This is a genomic window from Streptomyces sp. NPDC001941, assembly GCF_040296945.1.
Classification (GTDB): domain Bacteria; phylum Actinomycetota; class Actinomycetes; order Streptomycetales; family Streptomycetaceae; genus Streptomyces.
Genome location: NZ_JBEOYE010000005.1, coordinates 108,021 through 125,534 on the forward strand (window position 1 = coordinate 108,021; position 17,514 = coordinate 125,534).

20 protein-coding genes are annotated in these 17,514 nt (G+C 73.4%); 11 read left to right on the forward strand and 9 right to left on the reverse strand.

All coding sequences use genetic code 11. From position 1 onward, the window contains the following. The first annotated feature begins 188 nt into the window (after nucleotides 1–188). The 3 genes from ABT160_RS06720 to ABT160_RS06730 all read left to right on the forward strand — a co-directional run bounded on the left by ABT160_RS06720 (nucleotide 189) and on the right by ABT160_RS06730 (nucleotide 2,339). On the forward strand, nucleotides 189–950 hold the full coding sequence (locus ABT160_RS06720; RefSeq protein ID WP_351644434.1) for a hypothetical protein: 762 nt from the start codon (nucleotides 189–191) through the stop codon (nucleotides 948–950). A 71-nt stretch (nucleotides 951–1,021) separates the two neighbouring features. Continuing rightward, entirely contained in the window at nucleotides 1,022–1,564 is a 543-nt protein-coding gene (locus tag ABT160_RS06725) for a hypothetical protein (protein WP_351644436.1), read from the forward strand. A 16-nt stretch (nucleotides 1,565–1,580) separates the two neighbouring features. After that, nucleotides 1,581–2,339 carry a bestrophin-like domain gene (locus ABT160_RS06730; protein ID WP_351644439.1) on the forward strand — a complete coding sequence of 253 codons (759 nt, stop codon included), beginning with the start codon at nucleotides 1,581–1,583 and terminating at the stop codon, nucleotides 2,337–2,339. Here ABT160_RS06730 and ABT160_RS06735 read toward each other — a convergent pair. Together ABT160_RS06735 and ABT160_RS06740 are read right to left on the reverse strand one after the other, a co-directional pair. Further along, nucleotides 2,336–2,851, reverse strand: a complete 516-nt coding sequence (locus tag ABT160_RS06735) for a hypothetical protein (protein WP_351644442.1) — start codon at nucleotides 2,849–2,851, stop codon at nucleotides 2,336–2,338. The two genes, ABT160_RS06730 and ABT160_RS06735, sit on opposite strands and share 4 nt — an antisense overlap. A gap of 242 nt (nucleotides 2,852–3,093) precedes the next feature. Then, on the reverse strand, nucleotides 3,094–4,215 hold the full coding sequence (locus ABT160_RS06740; protein WP_351644445.1) for a magnesium and cobalt transport protein CorA: 1,122 nt from the start codon (nucleotides 4,213–4,215) through the stop codon (nucleotides 3,094–3,096). A gap of 465 nt (nucleotides 4,216–4,680) precedes the next feature. On the opposite strand from ABT160_RS06740, the gene ABT160_RS06745 reads away from it, so the two are divergent. Then, the gene (locus ABT160_RS06745) at nucleotides 4,681–5,265 is read left to right on the forward strand and encodes a suppressor of fused domain protein (protein ID WP_351644447.1); all 585 of its coding nucleotides are present in this window, start codon (nucleotides 4,681–4,683) and stop codon (nucleotides 5,263–5,265) included. A gap of 13 nt (nucleotides 5,266–5,278) precedes the next feature. Here ABT160_RS06745 and ABT160_RS06750 read toward each other — a convergent pair whose 3' ends face one another. Continuing rightward, nucleotides 5,279–6,511: an MFS transporter gene (locus ABT160_RS06750; RefSeq protein ID WP_351644450.1), complete on the reverse strand. Its 1,233-nt coding sequence runs from the start codon at nucleotides 6,509–6,511 to the stop codon at nucleotides 5,279–5,281. Between the two features lie 172 nt (nucleotides 6,512–6,683). On the opposite strand from ABT160_RS06750, the gene ABT160_RS06755 reads away from it, so the two are divergent. The 3 genes from ABT160_RS06755 (at nucleotide 6,684) to ABT160_RS06765 (ending at nucleotide 9,030) form a co-directional block, all read left to right on the forward strand. Then, the gene (locus ABT160_RS06755) at nucleotides 6,684–7,331 is read left to right on the forward strand and encodes a DUF6758 family protein (RefSeq protein ID WP_351644452.1); all 648 of its coding nucleotides are present in this window, start codon (nucleotides 6,684–6,686) and stop codon (nucleotides 7,329–7,331) included. A 117-nt stretch (nucleotides 7,332–7,448) separates the two neighbouring features. Continuing rightward, nucleotides 7,449–8,312: a PHP domain-containing protein gene (locus ABT160_RS06760; RefSeq protein ID WP_351644455.1), complete on the forward strand. Its 864-nt coding sequence runs from the start codon at nucleotides 7,449–7,451 to the stop codon at nucleotides 8,310–8,312. Between the two features lie 112 nt (nucleotides 8,313–8,424). Continuing rightward, on the forward strand, nucleotides 8,425–9,030 hold the full coding sequence (locus ABT160_RS06765) for a MarC family protein (RefSeq protein ID WP_351644457.1): 606 nt from the start codon (nucleotides 8,425–8,427) through the stop codon (nucleotides 9,028–9,030). 99 nt (nucleotides 9,031–9,129) lie between these two features. On the opposite strand, the gene ABT160_RS06770 is transcribed toward ABT160_RS06765, so the two are convergent. Continuing rightward, complete coding sequence (locus ABT160_RS06770; RefSeq protein WP_351644460.1) at nucleotides 9,130–9,282, reverse strand: DUF8834 family protein; 153 nt, start codon at nucleotides 9,280–9,282, stop codon at nucleotides 9,130–9,132. A 214-nt stretch (nucleotides 9,283–9,496) separates the two neighbouring features. Here ABT160_RS06770 and ABT160_RS06775 point away from each other — a divergent pair, with 214 nt between their 5' ends. Next, nucleotides 9,497–10,420 (forward strand): NYN domain-containing protein, encoded by a 924-nt coding sequence (locus ABT160_RS06775; protein ID WP_351644461.1) that lies wholly within the window; start codon nucleotides 9,497–9,499, stop codon nucleotides 10,418–10,420. Between the two features lie 47 nt (nucleotides 10,421–10,467). Next, on the forward strand, nucleotides 10,468–11,301 hold the full coding sequence (locus tag ABT160_RS06780) for an alpha/beta fold hydrolase (protein ID WP_351644464.1): 834 nt from the start codon (nucleotides 10,468–10,470) through the stop codon (nucleotides 11,299–11,301). A gap of 66 nt (nucleotides 11,302–11,367) precedes the next feature. Here ABT160_RS06780 and ABT160_RS06785 read toward each other — a convergent pair whose 3' ends face one another. After that, the gene (locus ABT160_RS06785; RefSeq protein WP_351644466.1) at nucleotides 11,368–13,365 is read right to left on the reverse strand and encodes a DEAD/DEAH box helicase; all 1,998 of its coding nucleotides are present in this window, start codon (nucleotides 13,363–13,365) and stop codon (nucleotides 11,368–11,370) included. Nucleotides 13,366–13,861: 496 nt separating this feature from the next. On the opposite strand from ABT160_RS06785, the gene ABT160_RS06790 reads away from it, so the two are divergent. Beyond that, the gene (locus tag ABT160_RS06790; RefSeq protein ID WP_351644468.1) at nucleotides 13,862–14,587 is read left to right on the forward strand and encodes a ferritin-like fold-containing protein; all 726 of its coding nucleotides are present in this window, start codon (nucleotides 13,862–13,864) and stop codon (nucleotides 14,585–14,587) included. A 12-nt stretch (nucleotides 14,588–14,599) separates the two neighbouring features. On the opposite strand, the gene ABT160_RS06795 is transcribed toward ABT160_RS06790, so the two are convergent. The 4 genes from ABT160_RS06795 to ABT160_RS06810 all read right to left on the reverse strand — a co-directional run bounded on the left by ABT160_RS06795 (nucleotide 14,600) and on the right by ABT160_RS06810 (nucleotide 16,420). Then, nucleotides 14,600–14,869, reverse strand: coding sequence for a hypothetical protein (locus ABT160_RS06795; RefSeq protein ID WP_351644469.1), 270 nt, complete (start codon nucleotides 14,867–14,869; stop codon nucleotides 14,600–14,602). Between the two features lie 193 nt (nucleotides 14,870–15,062). Then, entirely contained in the window at nucleotides 15,063–15,290 is a 228-nt protein-coding gene (locus tag ABT160_RS06800; RefSeq protein ID WP_351644472.1) for a DUF3107 domain-containing protein, read from the reverse strand. 121 nt (nucleotides 15,291–15,411) lie between these two features. Further along, the gene (locus tag ABT160_RS06805; RefSeq protein WP_351644474.1) at nucleotides 15,412–16,053 is read right to left on the reverse strand and encodes a TetR/AcrR family transcriptional regulator; all 642 of its coding nucleotides are present in this window, start codon (nucleotides 16,051–16,053) and stop codon (nucleotides 15,412–15,414) included. Between the two features lie 145 nt (nucleotides 16,054–16,198). Continuing rightward, entirely contained in the window at nucleotides 16,199–16,420 is a 222-nt protein-coding gene (locus ABT160_RS06810) for a hypothetical protein (protein WP_351644476.1), read from the reverse strand. Between the two features lie 129 nt (nucleotides 16,421–16,549). On the opposite strand from ABT160_RS06810, the gene ABT160_RS06815 reads away from it, so the two are divergent. Then, nucleotides 16,550–17,509: an alpha/beta fold hydrolase gene (locus ABT160_RS06815; protein ID WP_351644479.1), complete on the forward strand. Its 960-nt coding sequence runs from the start codon at nucleotides 16,550–16,552 to the stop codon at nucleotides 17,507–17,509. Nucleotides 17,510–17,514 lie beyond the last annotated feature (5 nt).

Consider the following 17,514-nt stretch of genomic DNA (forward strand, 5'->3'; position numbering starts at 1 on the left):
TGCGCCTCCTCGGTGCCGTCGGGTGCCGCTGATCTCGTGGTTCAGGCTAGCCCGTCCGTTTGGGGGCCGCCCTGGCGGGGCGTCCGTACGGTCCGCTCGGGACGCCGCGGAACGCCCGGGTAGGGTGCCGTCTGGCGTCCCCCCAGACACGTCCCCCGCCCCCACCCCGATGAGAGGCAGTGCGCAAGGTGACCGCTCTCCCCGTCGTTCCCCGCGCCCGCAGGGCCGTGCTCTGTGTGGCGCTGTGCGCCGGACTGACGGCGGGACTCGCCGCCTGCGGGGAGGACCCGGACGAGGGCACCAACGGCGTCGGCAAGCTCAACGCGTCCGCCATCGAGGAGAAGGCGCAGCAGGCGGCCGAGGGCGCCAAGGCGGTGCGGCTGGACGGGACGCTGGTCAGCAAGGGCGGTACGTACAAGCTGAACATGCGGCTCAAGCAGGCCGGCGCGACCGGCTCGGTGACCACGAAGAACAGCACCTTCGAGCTGCTGCGGGTGGACGACGCGCTCTACCTGAAGGCCGACGCGGGCTTCTGGAGCCACGGCGAGGCCGGCGCCTCGCCCAGCAGCACCGACACCGAGGCCGCGGGCAAGCTCGACGACAAGTACGTGCGCGTCCCGCAGGACGACCCCTCCTACAAGCAGCTGCGCGGCTTCACCGACATGGCCCCGCTGCTCGGCGGCCTCCTCGCGCTCCAGGGCGACCTCGCCAAGGGCGACCGCAACCGGGTCGGCGGCGTGCGCACCATCAAGGTCACCGCGGGGGAGGAGGGCGACGGCGGCACCCTCGACGTGGCCCTGGAGGGCACCCCCTACCCGCTGCAGATGGAGCGCGGCGGCGGCGCGGGCGTGCTGGTCCTCTCGGACTGGGACGAGGACTTCGCGCTGACCCCGCCGGACAAGAACGCCACCGTCGACTACGGCAAGCAGCTCCCCCGTACCAGCGACTGACCGCACCGGTCGCGGGGCCGAACGGGTGAAGGCGGGGCCCGGGGGTCCGGCCGGGCGCTTACCTTCTGACCGTGGCGGGTTGGGAGCACATCGGTTTCGTGGCACTGCTGTGCCCGCAGGTGGCCGTCTCGGCGTCGGTCGCCGGGGTGGTGGGCGTGGCCGTGGACGTGGACCTGTGCGCGCACCCGGAGGCACCCGCCGAGGAGGCGCGGCCCGCCCCGGGCCCGCCACCGGCCGCCCCCGCCCCCGCCGCGGCGCCCCCGGGCGTACGGCCCGAGGGGGTACGGACCCGGGCCCCGGCCCCCGTCCCCACTCCTGCTCCGGCGGCCGGACGCCCCGAGGAACCGTTACGGCAACAGCCGCCCGCCCCCGCGCCGCTCCCCGCGCCCCCGGCGCGCGAACCCGCACCCGCGCCCCCCACGCCTTCCGTGCCGCCGTCCCCGGCCGCCCGCCCCTCACCCGTCTACGCGGTGCGGGCCTACCACCGCTCCGCCCCCGCGCCCCGGCGCTCCGGCACCTCCGTGGTCACCCTGATGCTCACCACGACCACGCCCGCCGTCCTCGCGGCCGCCCTGATGCGGCCGCGCTCCAGCTCCCGTTCCCGCTCCCGCTGACCGTCCGAGGATCCCCGTGTCCGACTGGCTCGTCCTGGGCTCCGCGATGGCCGCCGCCTGCGCGGTCGTCCTGGCCCTCACCCTCGTCCACCACCGCCGCGCCGCCCGGGCGGACGCGGACCCCACCGAGACCCCCGACGTCATCGAGTACATGGTGATGATGGTGGGCGTCGTGTACGCGATCGTCCTGGGCCTGGCCATCGCCGGGGTCTGGGAGGCGCGCGGCGCCGCCCAGGACGGGGTGCGCCAGGAGGCCCAGGCGCTGCACGAGATCGAGCAGCGCGTCCAGGTCTACCCGCCCGCCCGCCAGGCCGAGTTGCGCACCCGGATCGACGCGTACGCCGCGCACGTGGTGCGGGTGGAGTGGCCCGGCGTCGACGAGCGCGGCGACCAGCTGCTCGGCGAGCTGCGCACCGACCTGGTGGCGCACGCCCCGACTGGGGAGGCCGAGGCGCAGATGTACCAGCCGCTGGTGGACCGGGTCGCCGCCCTCGACGAGGCGCGCGGCGCCCGGGCCGAGGGCGCGGAGGACACCCTGCCGGGCGTCGTCTGGTTCGGGCTGATCGTGGGGGCCGTGGTGACCGTCGGCCTGATCTTCACGCTGCAGATCCGGCGCTCGGGGCGGGAGCTGCTGCTGGCCGGGGTGTTCAGCGCGCTGATCGCGTTCCTGCTGTTCCTGGTCTGGAACTTCGACGCGCCCTACGGCCGCTCGGGCAACGAGGCGGCGGAGTCCTTCGTCCGCCTCTTCCCGGAAGCGACCACGGGCCCGCTCTAGCCGCGCTTCTTGCGCCCCCGCTTGAACAGCAGCCTGGGCAGGGCGGCCGGGACCGGCTGGCGGGTGGTGGCCGGGGACGGCAGCGGCGGCGCCGCCAGCGAGCCGTCCGGCAGGTCGGTGAGGGTGTCGCGCGGGGTGAGGCGCAGGACCCGGCACTCGCGCGCCCAGCGGTCGGTCATCGCCTCGCCGTCCGGCGCGTTCAGCCGCTTGCCCTTGAGCTCGGCGACGGCCGCCAGCCACTCCTCGGACCGGGGGGCGAGCTCGGTGACCGAGGCCGTCCAGGCCACCAGGCGCCCGCCCTTGTCCTTGCTGCGCACGGTCACCTCGGCGACGGCCCCGTCGGCCAGCCCCGGCAGCGGCTGCTCGCCGGGCCCGTCACCGACCACGTGCGCGGCACCGTCCAGCCACGCGTGCCAGAGCGCCCGCGCGGGCCCGTCGCCCCGCACCCAGACGAGGCCGGACTTCTTGGTGGCCTCCTCGACGAGAGCGACCCCGAGCAACACGTCATCCATCCCCGCAGTCTAGGACCTGTCCGGTCGCTCACGCCTGGGCCGCGGCGCCTGGCACGCACGCTCGCTGCGTTCTCGTCGGTCGACAACGCTCCGCGTTGCCTCCCTCCTCCGCCTTGCGATCGCACGCACCAGCCACCGCTCACCCGGACCAGAGGGCACCCGGCACCCCGTGTCGGCATGATCGACCGGACAGGTCCTAGGCGTCCCGCCCCGGGCTACAGCCAAGGGCGTCCCGCCCCGGGCTACAGCCAGCCGTTGCGCTTCAAGGTGCGGTGGATGGAGAGGCAGATCGCGATGATCCCCGTCAGCACCAGCGGGTACCCGTACTTCCAGTGCAGCTCCGGCATGTGGTCGAAGTTCATGCCGTACACCCCGCACACCGCCGTCGGCACGGCGACGATCGCCGCCCACGAGGTGATCTTGCGCATGTCCTCGTTCTGCGCGACCGTCGCCTGCGCCAGGTTCGCCTGGAGGATCGAGTTCAGCAGTTCGTCGAAGCCGATGACCTGCTCCTGGACCCGCGCCAGGTGGTCGGCCACGTCCCGGAAGTACTTCTGGATGTCCGGGTCCACCAGCCGCATCGGCCGCTCGCTCAGCAGCTGCAGCGGACGGGCCAGCGGGGAGACCGCGCGCTTGAACTCCAGTACCTCGCGCTTGAGCTGGTAGATGCGGCCGGTGTCGGTGCCGCGGGTGGAGCCCTTGGCCGGCGGCGAGAAGACGTCGCTCTCGATCTGGTCGATGTCGTCCTGCACCGCGTCCGCGACCGCCAGGTACCCGTCCACCACGTGGTCCGCGATCGCGTGCAGCACCGCCGAGGGGCCCTTGACCAGCAGGTCCGGCTCGTCCTGGAGGCGGTGGCGCAGGCTGCGCAGCGAGCCCTGGCCGCCGTGCCGCACGGTGATGACGAAGTCCCGGCCGGTGAAGCACATCACCTCGCCGGTCTCCACGACCTCGCTGGTGGCGGTGAGCTCGACGTGGTCGACGTAGTGGATGGTCTTGAAGACCGTGAACAGCGTCTCGTCGTAGCGCTCCAGCTTGGGCCGCTGGTGCGCGTGCACCGCGTCCTCCACGGCCAGCGGGTGCAGCCCGAACTCCGCGGCGATACCGGCGAATTCGGACTCGGTCGGCTCGTGCAGCCCGATCCAGGCGAAGCCGCCGTCCTCGCGCACCCGGCGCATCGCCTCGCGCGGGCTCAGGCACTCGGGCCCCTGGACCCGCTTGCCGTCGCGGTAGACGGCGCAGTCCACCACGGCGGTGGAGAACGACGGGTCGCGGGTGGGGTCGTACGCCGCGGCCGGGTAGGCGGCGCTCCTCTTGTGCAGCGAGGGGCGTACGACGGCGCGCAGGTCACGGATCATCGACATGGCAGGGCTCCTTCACGGAGAGGCCGTCGGCGGGTCGTGGCACAGCCCGGAATGGGGACGCTGTCGCTCTACTTCGTCCACAAAGCGGGCGGCACCGCGGGATCGTCGCGGTGACGGCGTTCGCTACAGACAGGCAAAACGGGATGCTCTTCCGTCGTGCGCGATGCCCTGAGCCCAAGGACCCCGGGCCCGTTGCGGGGCGTCCGGTGTGTCCGGCGGGAACTCTGCGGGAAGACCCTCAGCCCAGTGAGGGCGTCGGCCGTACGGAAGGGCGGCTGGTACTACCCGATCGACTTCGATCCACCGCAGCCCCACCTCCTCCGGCCGGTCCCCCGTGGGGGACGACGTGTCGTCGGGACTGAGAGCCACGCTCGGCGTGCTGTCCCGACCAGCGGCCAAGACTATCAGCCGGCAAGGGGTCAATCCCTTACTTTGCCCGTTCCATACGCGTCTTATGCTCGCGGCATGGCAGAAGTTCTAGCTCTGGTCGAGGCCCGGTTGCGCACCGCCCTCGGCGAACCCGACGCCCGCGCGTCCGTGACGTTCCTGGGCACCGACCGCGTCGAGGTGCTGCGGTTCGTGGACGGCGACGTCGCGCGGTACGCCACGCTCGGGATGTCCGCGCAGCCGATGACCGACCCCACGGCCGCGCTGGCCGACCCGGTCCGCGGGCCGCGCGCCGAACTGGTGCTCTCGGTACGGGCCGGGCTCGCCGACACCGACAAGGTGCTGCGCCCGCTCGCCGTGCTCGCCGCCTCGCCGCAGGTGGAGGGCGTGGTGGTGGCCCCGGGGGCGTCGCTGGACCTGGGGGAGCCGCTGTGGCCTGGGGCGCCCTTCTCCTCCGTACTGGTGGCGGAGCCGGGCGGTCTGGTGGAGGACCTGGAACTGCCGGAGCCGATGGACCCGGTGGCCTTCCTGCCGCTGCTGCCGATGACGCCGAACGAGGCGGCCTGGAAGCGGGTGCACGGCGCGCAGGCCCTCCAGGAGCGCTGGCTGGGCAGCGGTACGGACCTGCGCGATCCGCTGCGCAGGTCCGTGACCCTGGACTGACGTACGGCGCCGGTCAGTTGGCGAAGACCGCCACGCCGTCCTCGCTCGCGTGCCGGGGCTCAAGCTCCTCGGCCTCGTGGGTGAGGGAGGCGCGCCGGGCCCACACGACGCCCGCGCCGATCAGCGCGGCGGCGCCGGCCACCACGAACGGCATGTGGATGTCGGTCCACTCCTCGATCTTCGGGGCGAAGTAGGGGGCGGCCGCCGCGGCGAACCAGCGCACGAAGTTGTAGCCCGCGCTGGCCACCGGCCGCGGCGCGTCCGAGACGCCGAGCGCCAGTTCGGTGAAGACGGTGTTGTTCACGCCGATGAAGGCGCCGGACAGGACCGTGCAGACGATCGCGGTCGTGTGGCTGCCGTACCCGAGCACCACCACGTCGGCGGCGAGCAGCACCAGCGAGCCGCCGAGCACCTTCAGCGACCCGAACCGCCGCTGCAGGCGCGGGGCGACGAGCACCGAGAACACGGCGAGCAGCACGCCCCAGGCGAAGAACACCCCGCCGGACTTGTACGGCGTCATGTCGAGCACGAACGGGGTGAAGGCCAGCACCGTGAAGAACGCGTAGTTGTAGAAGAACGCGGCCGCCGCGGCGGAGGCGAGGCCGCCGTGGCCCAGCGCCCGCACCGGGTCGAGCAGCGAGGTCTTGCGGGCGGGCCGCGGCTGCTCCTTGAGGAACGCCGTGATGCACAGGAAGCCGACGGCCATCAGCGCGGCCGTGCCGAAGAACGGGTAGCGCCAGCTGGCGTTGCCCAGCAGGGCGCCGAGCAGCGGCCCGCAGGCCATGCCGAGCCCGAGCGCGGACTCGTACAGCAGGATCGCCGCGGCGCTGCCGCCGGCCGCCGCGCCGACGATGACGGCCAGCGAGGTGGACACGAACAGGGCGTTGCCCAGGCCCCAGCCGGCCCGGAAGCCGACGAGTTCGCCGACCGAGCCCGACGTCCCGGACAGGGCGGCGAAGACGACGACCAGGGCGAGGCCGAGGAGCAGGGTCTTCTTGCCGCCGATGCGGCTGGAGACGAAGCCGGTGACCAGCATGGCCACGGCGGTGATCAGGAAGTACGAGGTGAAGAGCAGCGACACCTGGCTCGGCGTGGCGTGCAGTCCGCTGGCGATGGACGGCAGGATCGGGTCCACCAGGCCGATGCCCATGAAGGCCACGACGGACGCGCCGGCCGTGGCCCAGACGGCCTTGGGCTGGCGCAGGATGCTGCGTGCCCCTTCGTCGAAGGGGTCCTCTCCGCTCATGTCGATCGCTCTCCTCTTCGAGCTCTCCAGATGGTTGCGTTATACACAAGATAAGTTAGGGACGCTAATGAATGCAAGTTACATCTAGTTTTGCCCGGTGAATGGGCATGCTCACTGGCGGACGGGTGATCGTCCTTGACGCGGCACCGACCGGAGAGGACCGTTGAGCGCTATGAGGGGCGAACCCAGTTGTCCGAAGTGCGGAGGGCGGGTCAGGGCGCCCGGACTCTTCGCCGACACCTGGCAGTGCGACGTGCACGGCGCCGTGCACCCGCTCCAGCCGGTCGTCCCGCCCAGCGTCGAGGCGCTGGGCGTCGTCGTGCACCGGTCCGAGGTGCCCGTCTGGATGCCCTGGCCGCTGCCGGTCGGCTGGCTGTACACCGGCGTGGCCTACGCGGGCGACGACCGCAGCGGCGGCCGGGCCACCGCCGTCGCCTGCTCGGGCCCCGGGCCGCTGGGCGGCATCGGCGAGCTGCTGCTGGTCGCCGAGGAGCTCGGCGTGGGGCTCGGCGCGCGCTACGCGGGCATCGCGGGACCCGACCCCGGAGCGTCCCTGCGCATGGACCGGGCCCCGGCCGTCAAGGTCCTCGCCGCCGGCCGCCCCACCCCGCTGTGGCACGTCGGCGACACCCCCGACGACCGCGCGGTCTTCGCGGGCGAGGCGCGCGGCCTGTGGCTGTGGGCGATCGTCTGGCCGGAGCGCTCCGGGCTGCTGATGTACGACGAGCTGGTCCTCACCGACCTGCGCGACGCGGGCGCCGAGGTGGAACTGCTGCCCTGCGGCGCGCTCACCCCGCGGCTGCTGACCAGGGAGCCCTGAGGGGAGCCCGGGCAGGGGAGGCCTGAGCGGGGGAGGCCTGAGTGGGCGGGCCGGAGCGGGCGGGTTCGCCCGTTAGGATGGAATGTCCCCCGTCCACCCCGAGCCCCCGGAGTCCGCGTGCGCATCGACCTGCACACCCACTCCACGGCCTCGGACGGTACGGACACCCCCGCCGAGCTGGTGCGCGCCGCCGCCGCGGCCGGGCTCGACGTCGTGGCGCTCACCGACCACGACACCACCCGCGGCCACGCCGAGGCGGTCGCCGCGCTCCCCGCGGGCCTGACCCTGGTCACCGGCGCCGAGCTGTCCTGCCGGATCGACGGCGTCGGGCTGCACATGCTCGCCTACCTCTTCGACCCGGACGAGCCGGAGCTGGCGCGCGAGCGCGAGCTGGTGCGCGACGACCGGGTGCCCCGCGCCCGCGCCATGGTCGCCAGGCTCCAGGAGCTGGGCGTCCCGGTCACCTGGGAGCAGGTCGCCCGGATCGCCGGGGACGGCTCGGTGGGCCGCCCGCACGTGGCCACCGCGCTGGTCGAGCTCGGGGTCGTGCCCGACGTCTCCGCCGCCTTCACGCCCCAGTGGCTGGCCGACGGGGGCCGCGCCTACGCGGACAAGCACGAGCTGGACCCCTTCGACGCGATCCGGCTGGTCAAGGCCGCCGGCGGCGTCACCGTCTTCGCGCACCCGCTCGCCGTCAAGCGCGGCCGGGTCGTGCCCGAGGACGTCATAGCGCGGCTCGCCGCCGCCGGCCTGGACGGCATCGAGGTGGACCACATGGACCACGACGAGCCGACCCGCGCCCGGCTGCGCGCGCTCGCCGGGGACCTCGGCCTGCTCGCCACCGGCTCCAGCGACTACCACGGCAGCCGCAAGACCTGCCGGCTCGGCGAGTACACCACCGACCCGGAGATCTACGGCGAGATCACGCGCCGCGCCACGGGCGCCTTCCCGGTGCCCGGCGCCGGCGGACCGCTCGCCTGAGCCCCGCCCCACCCCGCTTCCCGGGTCCTCCCGGGCCTCCCCTCCTCACGGCGCGCCCGAGCGGGCCCGCCCCCGGTCCCGTACGTCCGTACCTCCCGCGCAAGGCCTCACCGTGTTCGACTTCGCCCTTTTCGGCTCCCTGTTCCTCACCCTGTTCGTCATCATGGACCCGCCCGGGATCACCCCGATCTTCCTGGCGCTGACCGCGGGCCGCCCCGCCAAGATCCAGAAGAAGATGGCCTTCCAGGCGGTCTGCGTCGCCTTCGGCGTGATCGCCGTCTTCGGCCTCGTGGGCCAGCAGATCCTGGACTACCTGCACGTCTCCACCCAGGCGCTGATGATCGCGGGCGGCGTGCTGCTGCTGCTGATCGCGCTGGACCTGCTCACCGGCAAGAACGACGAGCCGCAGCAGTCCAAGAAGGACGTCAACGTCGCGCTCGTCCCGCTCGGCATGCCGCTGCTCGCCGGACCCGGCGCGATCGTGCAGGTCATCCTGGCCGTGCAGCACGCGAGCGCGCTGCAGCAGGTGTCGGTCTGGGCGGCGATCCTCGCCATCCACGTGGTGCTGTTCCTGGCGATGCGCTTCTCGCTGGTGATCATCCGGCTGATCAAGGACGGCGGTGTCGTCCTGGTGACCCGGCTCGCGGGCATGATGCTCTCCGCGATCGCCGTGCAGCAGATCATCAACGGCGTCACCCAGGTGATCCAGGGCGCCTGACCCGCGCCCTCCCCGCCGTACGCACCACTGCGCCCCCGTACTGATTCCGGTCGAGCCGGAGTCGGTGCGGGGGCGCGGTGTGTGTGGGGGCCGGCGGCGTTACGACGCCGTGGTGTCGGCCGGCCGGATCATGATGCGCTGGCCGATCGCTGCGGCCTGTTGCACGATCCGGTTGACGGAGGCGGCGTCCACGACGGTGCTGTCCACGGCGGAGCCGTCGACGTCGTCGAGTCGCAGGATTTCGAAGCGCATGGGCTTCTCCCTTCGTCCGGAGTTGATCCTCCTGGTGGAGAACTGAGAACTGCTGCGTGCCGGAGCACCTGGGTGCCGCGGTACACCAGTCACAACGACATGCACCCTGCAAACATTCCCTACGCTAAAGAAAATTTTCGGGTGACTAATTACTGACTGGTAAGACGCTGCCGTGCTAGCGGTCCGGCGGGCGCCGTCGGACAATGGGCGCCGTATGAACAACGACCACGACCCCCAGGGGCACACGCCCGGCCTCGGCACCGTCGCCGCCCGCCTGGAGCGCACCAACGAACTCCTCCAGCGCATGCTCGCCGAGGTGGCCAAGACCCCCTCGACACACGCCATCTTCGTCGACGCGGGTTACGTCTATGCTTCGGCCGGGTTGCTGGTCGCGGGCACCGAGGACCGGCGCAACTTCGACCTCGACGCCGAGGGGCTCATCGAGGCCTTCATCGACAAGGCCCGCACCATCTTCGCCGACAGCAGACTGCTCCGCGTGTACTGGTACGACGGCGCCCGGCGCCGCATCCACACCGCCGAACAGCAGTCCATCGCCGAGCTCCCCGACGTCAAGGTCCGGCTCGGCAACCTCAACGCCAACAACCAGCAGAAGGGCGTCGACTCCCTGATCCGCACGGACCTGGAGTCCCTCGCCCGCCACCGCGCCATCAGCGACGCCGCCCTGGTCGGCGGCGACGAGGACCTGGTCTCCGCCGTCGAGGCCGCCCAGGGCTACGGCGCCCGCGTCCACCTGTGGGGCATCGAGGCCGCCGAGGGCCGCAACCAGGCGGAGCCGCTGCTGTGGGAGGTGGACAGCCAGCGCACCTTCGACCTGGACTTCTGCCGTCCGTACGTCACCCGCCGCCCGGTCACGATGTACGAGAACGAGGGCGAGCCGCTGCCCTCGCGCGACGAGGTCCGCTTCCTCGGCGCCCGGATCGCGGCCACCTGGCTGGGGGAGCGGGGCCGCGACCAGCTCGCCGAGCTGCTGCCGGGCCACCCCTACCTGCCCGGCCCGGTGGACCAGGACCTGCTGAACCAGGCGGAGAAGGAGCTGGGCCGCTCGCTGCGCGGCCACGCCGGACTGCGCCGGGTCCTGCGCGACGGCTTCTGGCAGCAGCTCCAGGCCCAGTTCTAGAACACGGCCCTGGTCCCGGGCGCCGGGCCGTGTTCTAGCCTCGGCACATGAGCAGGCCTCCCACCTTCACCCCTCCGCCGTGCGCCCGGGCCGGTCAGCTGGACACCGACCGGGGCCCCTTCGCCGTGCTGGACGCCCGGCCCGGCGGCGCGCGGCGCGGCACCGCCCTCCTGCTGCCCGGGTTCACCGGCAGCAAGGAGGACTTCATCGCCCTGCTCGAACCCCTCGCCGACGCCGGCTACCGGGTGGTCGCGGTCGACGGGCGCGGGCAGTACGAGTCCGCGCCCCCGGCCGACCCCACCGGCTACGACCGGCGCGAGCTGGCCCTGGACGTACTGGCCCAGGCCCGCGCCCTGGACGCCCCGGTCCACCTGGTCGGGCACTCGCTGGGCGGCCAGATCGCCCGCGCGGCCGTGCTGACCGACCCCTCGCCCTTCGCCTCGCTCACCCTGATCGCCTCGGGACCGGCCGCCCCCGCCCCCGTACAGCTCCAGAAGATCAAGCTGCTGAGCGACGCGCTGGCGGTCATGGGGATGGCCGAGGTGTGGGCCGCGATGCAGGCCATGGACCCGCCGGAGGAGACCGCCACCGACGGCCCGGCCCTGCGGGCCCGCTGGCTGCGCCACGACCCGGCCCAGCTGCTGGCCACCGGCGCCCAGCTGACCGCAGAGCCGGACCGGGTCGCGGCGCTGGCCGCCGTGCCGCTGCCCACGCACGTGCTCTCCGGGGTGCGGGACGACACCTGGCCGGTACCGCTGCTCGACGACATGGCGCGGCGGCTCGGTGCCGAGCGCACGGTGATCGACGGCGCCGAGCACTCGCCCAACACCGACCGCCCCGCCGAGACCGCCCGGGCCCTGGCGGCCTTCTGGGACCGCTGAGCGCATACGGGAAGGGCCCGTACCCCGGCTGGGGTACGGGCCCTTCCCGTCGGGCGGGGGTGCGGATCACGCCTCGGGGGCGACCGCCTTCTTGGTGGCGCGGCGGCGGCGCGGCGCGGGGGCCTCGCCGTCGGTGGCGGCCTCGGCGACCGGGGCCGCCTCGGCCGTCTTCTTGGTGGCGCGGCGACGCGTCTTGGGCGCCTCGGCGCCCTCGGCGGTCTCCACCGCCTCCACGGCCTCCACGGCCTTCTTGGTGGTGCGACGGCGCGTCTTCGGCGCCTCGGCCTCGACGGCCTCGGCGACCGGGGCGGCCTCGACGACCGCGGCGGCCTTCTTGGCCGTACGACGACGGGGCTTGGCCTCGACGGCCTCGGCCGTGTCCACCGCCTCCACGGCGGCGGCAGGCGCCTCGGCGGCCTTCTTGACGGTCCGGCGGCGGCGCGGCTTGGCCTCCTCGACGGCCTCGGCCGGCTCGGCGACCGCGACCGGGGCGGCCTCGACCACCGCGGCGGCCTCGACGGCCTCCGCGGCCTTCTTCGCCGGGCGGCGGCGACGCGGCTTCTTCGGCTCCTCGGCGGCCTCGGCCGGCGCCTCGACGACCGGGACCTCCACGACCGGGGCCGGGGCGACCGGGGTGACCGGCGCGGCCTCGACGACCGCGGCCGGGGCGCCCGAGCGGGTGCGGCGGCGACGGCGCGGCGTGCGCGGCCCGTCCTCCGCCGGGGTCTGCTCGACGGCGGCCGGGGCGTCCGTCACGACCTCGTCCGACGAGGACCCGCCACGGGTGCGGCGGCGCTGGCGCGGCGTCCGGGTGCGCTCGGGGCGCTCCTCGGTACGCACCGGGGTACGGCCGCCGCGGGCGCGGCGCCCACCGGGCTCGCCCAGGTCCTCGAGCTCCTCCGCGTCCAGACCGGCGCGGGTGCGCTCGGCCCGGGGCAGGACGCCCTTGGTGCCCGCCGGGATGTCCAGCTCCTCGAACAGGTGCGGGGAGGTGGAGTAGGTCTCGGCCGGGTCGTTGAAGCCCAGGTCCAGCGCCTTGTTGATCAGCTGCCAGCGCGGGATGTCGTCCCAGTCGACCAGCGTGATCGCGGTGCCCTTGGCGCCCGCGCGGCCGGTGCGGCCGATGCGGTGCAGATAGGTCTTCTCGTCCTCGGGGGACTGGTAGTTGATGACGTGCGTCACGCCCTCGACGTCGATGCCGCGCGCGGCCACGTCGGTGCAGACCAGCACGTCCACCTTGCCGTTGCGGAACGCGCGCAGCGCCTGCTCGCGGGCGCCCTGGCCCAGGTCGCCGTGGACCGCGCCGGAGGCGAAGCCGCGCCGCTCCAGCTGCTCGGCGATGTCGGCCGCCGTGCGCTTGGTGCGGCAGAAGATCATCGCGAGCCCGCGGCCGTTGGCCTGCAGGATGCGGGAGACCAGCTCCGGCTTGTCCATGGAGTGCGCGCGGTAGATCCGCTGCGTGATGTTCGCGACGGTCGCGCCCGTGTCGTCCGGCGCGGTGGCGCGGATGTGGGTGGGCTGCGACATGTAGCGACGGGCCAGGCCGATCACGGCGCCCGGCATGGTCGCCGAGAACAGCATGGTCTGGCGCTTGGCCGGGAGCAGCTGGATGATCTTCTCGACGTCGGGCAGGAAGCCCAGGTCGAGCATCTCGTCCGCCTCGTCCAGGACCAGGGCCTTGACGTGGGACAGGTCCAGCTTCTTCTGGCCCGCGAGGTCGAGCAGCCGGCCGGGCGTGCCGACGATCACGTCGACGCCCTTGCGGAGGGCCTCGACCTGCGGCTCGTAGGCGCGGCCGCCGTAGATGGCGGTCACGCGGACGTTGCGGACCTTGCCGGCGGTCAGCAGGTCGTTGGTGACCTGGGTGCACAGCTCACGGGTGGGGACGACCACCAGCGCCTGCGGGGTGTCGGTCAGCTGCTCGGGCTTGGCCCGGCCGGCCTCGACGTCCGCGGGGACGGTGACGCGCTCCAGCAGCGGGAGGCCGAAACCGAGCGTCTTGCCGGTGCCGGTCTTGGCCTGCCCGATGACGTCGGTGCCCGAGAGCGCGACGGGGAGGGTCATCTCCTGGATGGGGAACGGGGAAACGATGCCGACGGCTTCGAGCGCCTCGGCGGTCTCGGGAAGGATTCCGAGATCCCGGAAAGTCGTAGTCAGGGTGCTGCCTCTTCTGTGAGACGCGGCGCGAGGCGAACGTCGGGGGTCGTACCGTGCCGGAAGCCTCCGGCCGATCGAAAGATCACAACCGGGTGGCGCGGGACCACTGCCGTCGCTCGAGCGTCGTGCCGCTGAGGGCCCCTCCTGCGCGTGGAGCACACGGAGGGCTGTCGGGTCGGAGCCGATCGGGCCACCGACCGGGCATCCTCATTCGGATGGCCCGCGAAGCGGAGGGACGCGATCGAATCGAACGTGTCCGAATACTCAGCGGGCGCATTACCACTGTACCCCGGAATCGCGCAGGTGTGTCGGGCGAATTCCCGAGGGGGATGGTGCGGGGGACGTGGCCACGGTGACTGACCAGGGCCTTACGCCGTGCGCGGAGCGGGCTATTGTGCGCTCCATGGAGACGTCTGACAACGCTGCTGAACACACCGGGATCGCCGCCCAGGACTGGTCCGCGGCCGCGGCCCACCCGCAGTACCGCGCCGCCGTCGTGGACCTGCTCGGCGCCCTCGCGTACGGCGAGCTCGCGGCCTTCGAGCGGCTCGCCGAGGACGCGAAGCTCGCGCCCACGCTGGGCGACAAGGCGGAGCTGGCGAAGATGGCCTCCGCCGAGTTCCAGCACTTCGAGCGGCTGCGCGGACGTCTCGCCGCGATCGGCGAGGAGCCGACCGCCGCGATGGAGCCGTTCGCCCGGGCGCTGGACGACTTCCACCAGCAGACGGCCCCGTCGGACTGGCTGGAGGGCCTGGTCAAGGCGTACGTGGGCGACTCGATCGCCTCCGACTTCTACCGCGAGGTCGCGGCTCGGCTGGATTCGGACACCCGCGGCCTGGTGCTCGGCGTGCTCGACGACACCGGCCACGGGAACTTCGCCGTCGAGAAGGTGCGCGCCGCGATCGACGCGGACCCGCGGGTGGGCGGACGGCTCGCGCTGTGGGCGCGCCGGCTGATGGGCGAGGCGCTGTCGCAGGCGCAGCGCGTGGTCGCGGACCGCGACGCCCTGTCGACGATGCTGGTGGGCGGCGTGGCCGACGGCTTCGACCTCGCCGAGGTGGGGCGGATGTTCTCCCGGATCACCGAGGCGCACACCAAGCGGATGGCGGCCCTGGGCCTCGCGGCCTAGGGGTCGTGCCCGTCAGGCCCGGGCCGCCGATCGGCGCAGCCGGGCCGCCGGGCGGAGCAGCAGGGACAGCAGGACGGCTCCGACCGCGACCGCGCCCACCAGGGTGGCGAGCGGGTGGCCGGGGCCGAGTGCCGCGTGGGCCAGGTAGGCCCCGAAGAGCGTGCCGACGGCGCCGGCCGCGAGGACCGTGCGCCGGGCCGGGAGTCGGTGCGGCAGGCGGTGGGCGGCGGCCCAGCCGAGGGCCAGGCCGAGCAGGGCGGAACCGAGGGCTTCCAGGAACACCGGGGGTCACCTCGCAGACGGCGGGGCGGGCAAATCGGTCGTAGGCGGTACTACCCGGAGCCCGCGGAAGGCAACCCTCCCGTACTGCCAACGAGTCATCCCGCACGGCTGTACGGGAACGGTGTCCGCATGCGAGTGGGGCCCGGCCGGTGTCTCCACCGGCCGGGCCCCACTCGTACGCGTCCCGGTCGCCCTAGAGGGCGCCGAAGCCCACCCGGCGCTGGGCGGTCTCGCCGAGCTCCACGTAGGCGATCTTGTCGGCCGGGACGAGGATCCTGCGACCCTTCTCGTCCGTGAGGCTGAGGAGCTGGGCCTTGCCCGCCAGCGCGTCGGCGACGGCGCGCTCGACGTCCTCGGCGGACTCCCCGCTCTCCAGAACGATCTCCCGGGGCGCGTGCTGCACGCCGATCTTGACCTCCACGGCTATGTCCCTCCGAACGGTCAGCGATGCGCGGCCACCCGCGCCGTACGCTGCACACATTAGCCCGGAGAGGGGACGCCCCAGGCCCGCCCCGGCAACGCCAGGAGCGAACACGCCGGGGTCAGTGGCCGTCGGTGCCGTGCAGCGGGAAGCCCGCGATGCCGCGCCAGGCCAGCGAGGTGAGCAGCTCCACCGCCTTGTCGCGGGGCACCGGGGACGAGCTGGAGAGCCAGTAGCGGGCCACCACCTGGGAGACCCCGCCCAGGCCCACGGCCAGCAGCATCGACTCGTCCTTGGACAGGCCGGTGTCCTCGGCGATGACGTCCGAGATCGCCTCGGCGCACTGCAGGCTGACCCGGTCCACGCGCTCGCGCACGGCGGGCTCGTTGGTCAGGTCCGACTCGAAGACCAGCCGGAAGGCGCCGCCCTCGTCCTCCACGTACGCGAAGTAGGCGTCCATGGTGGCCGCCACCCGCAGCTTGTTGTCCGAGGTGGACGCCAGCGCGGTGCGCACCGCCTGGAGCAGCGCCTCGCAGTGCTGGTCGAGGAGGGCCAGGTAGAGGTCGAGCTTGCCGGGGAAGTGCTGGTAGAGCACCGGCTTGCTGACGCCCGCGCGCTCGGCGATGTCGTCCATCGCGGCCGCGTGGTACCCCTGGGCGACGAACACCTCCTGGGCCGCGCCGAGGAGCTGGTTGCGTCGGGCACGGCGCGGCAGGCGCGTGCCCCGCGGGCGTGCCGCCTCTGTCTGCTCGATGGCTGTCACGCCGCCTCCCAATGTCGATCCGTGCGCGCTGTGCGCCGCGGTCGCCATCGTACTTTTGGGTAACCGGCTCGTGCGCGGTGCGGACGCAGAATTTCACGGACCGGACGCTTGCGGTAGCCGGAGATTGCACGGTAAAGCGAACAAATCAGCGGTAGTCGTCCTCGTCGAGCGCGACCACCCTCGCCTGTTCCGTCAGGTCGCCCACGTCGGCCGTGGCCGGATCGAGGCCGGTCAGCGGCTCGTCGGTGGCCGGCACCAGGTCGGCCTGCTGTTCGGCGGCGTCCGCCTCGGGGGTTTCCACGTCGGTCGCGTCCACGGGCTGTTCCGGTCCGCCGAACGTCTCGGGCTCCGTCGGGTCCACTGTCATCACCGGCTCCCCTCCTACGGGGTTCTGGGCTGCACTTACGAGCCTAGGAGGTACCCGGGTACCCCGCTACGCGATCCTGTGACGGCGAACACACGAGCTGCTGCGTGATCGTCTCGTAACATTGCCCCCATGTCTTCGACCGAGCTGCCGGAAACCCGCACCCAGGACCCGGCTCCCCGGGTCCGCGCGGTCCGGGTCGCCAAGGGCGAGCGGCTGCGCTCCGTCTCCCTGCCCGGGCTGACGCTCTCCGTGCGCTCCCGGCCCCCGGCCGCGACCGGGCTGCCGCCCGCGCTCTACGTGCACGGCCTCGGCGGCTCCTCGCTGAACTGGTCGGCCCTGATGCCGCTGCTCGCGGACACCGTCGACGGCGAGGCCCTGGACCTGCCCGGCTTCGGGGACTCCCCGCCGCCGGACGACGGCGACTACTCGGTCACCGGCCACGCCCGCGCGGTGATCCGGCTGCTCGACTCCGGCGGGCGCGGCCCGGTCCACCTGCTCGGCAACTCGCTGGGCGGCGCGGTGGCCACCCGGGTCGCCGCGGTCCGCCCCGACCTGGTGCGCACCCTGACCCTGGTCTCCCCGGCGCTGCCGGAGATCCGGGCGCAGCGCTCGGCCTGGCCGACCGCGGTGCTCGCGGTGCCCGGGGTGGCGCGGCTGTTCGCCCGCGTCAGCCGGGACTGGACGCCGGAGCAGCGGGTGCGCGGCGTGATGTCGCTCTGCTACGGGGACCCGGCGCGGGTCACCGACGAGGGGCTGCGCGAGGCGGTCGAGGAGATGGAGCGCCGCCTGGAACTTCCCTACTTCTGGGACGCCATGGCACGCTCGGCGCGCGGCATCGTGGACGCCTACACGCTGGGCGGGCAGCACGGCCTGTGGCGCCAGGCGCAGCGCGTCCTCGCACCCACGCTGCTGGTGTACGGGGGACGGGACCAGCTCGTCTCGTACCGCATGGCGGGCAGGGCCGCCGCGGCCTTCCGGGACTCCCGGCTGCTCACGCTCCCGAACGCCGGGCACGTGGCGATGATGGAGTACCCGGAGACGGTCGCCCAGGCCTTCCGGGAACTGATCGACGACAGCGGCAGGAGCTGATCCGG

Coding starts and splice junctions, on each gene's coding strand:
- ABT160_RS06740 (WP_351644445.1), bottom strand. CDS start 4,215: ATGTCGATGATCCGTGACCTGCGCGCCGTCGTACGCCCCTCGCTGCAC.
- ABT160_RS06790 (WP_351644468.1), top strand. CDS start 13,862: ATGGAGACGTCTGACAACGCTGCTGAACACACCGGGATCGCCGCCCAG.
- ABT160_RS06770 (WP_351644460.1), bottom strand. CDS start 9,282: ATGCGCTTCGAAATCCTGCGACTCGACGACGTCGACGGCTCCGCCGTG.
- ABT160_RS06735 (WP_351644442.1), bottom strand. CDS start 2,851: ATGGATGACGTGTTGCTCGGGGTCGCTCTCGTCGAGGAGGCCACCAAG.
- ABT160_RS06810 (WP_351644476.1), bottom strand. CDS start 16,420: ATGACAGTGGACCCGACGGAGCCCGAGACGTTCGGCGGACCGGAACAG.
- ABT160_RS06785 (WP_351644466.1), bottom strand. CDS start 13,365: ATGACCCTCCCCGTCGCGCTCTCGGGCACCGACGTCATCGGGCAGGCC.
- ABT160_RS06750 (WP_351644450.1), bottom strand. CDS start 6,511: ATGAGCGGAGAGGACCCCTTCGACGAAGGGGCACGCAGCATCCTGCGC.
- ABT160_RS06745 (WP_351644447.1), top strand. CDS start 4,681: ATGGCAGAAGTTCTAGCTCTGGTCGAGGCCCGGTTGCGCACCGCCCTC.
- ABT160_RS06775 (WP_351644461.1), top strand. CDS start 9,497: ATGAACAACGACCACGACCCCCAGGGGCACACGCCCGGCCTCGGCACC.
- ABT160_RS06780 (WP_351644464.1), top strand. CDS start 10,468: ATGAGCAGGCCTCCCACCTTCACCCCTCCGCCGTGCGCCCGGGCCGGT.
- ABT160_RS06755 (WP_351644452.1), top strand. CDS start 6,684: ATGAGGGGCGAACCCAGTTGTCCGAAGTGCGGAGGGCGGGTCAGGGCG.
- ABT160_RS06815 (WP_351644479.1), top strand. CDS start 16,550: ATGTCTTCGACCGAGCTGCCGGAAACCCGCACCCAGGACCCGGCTCCC.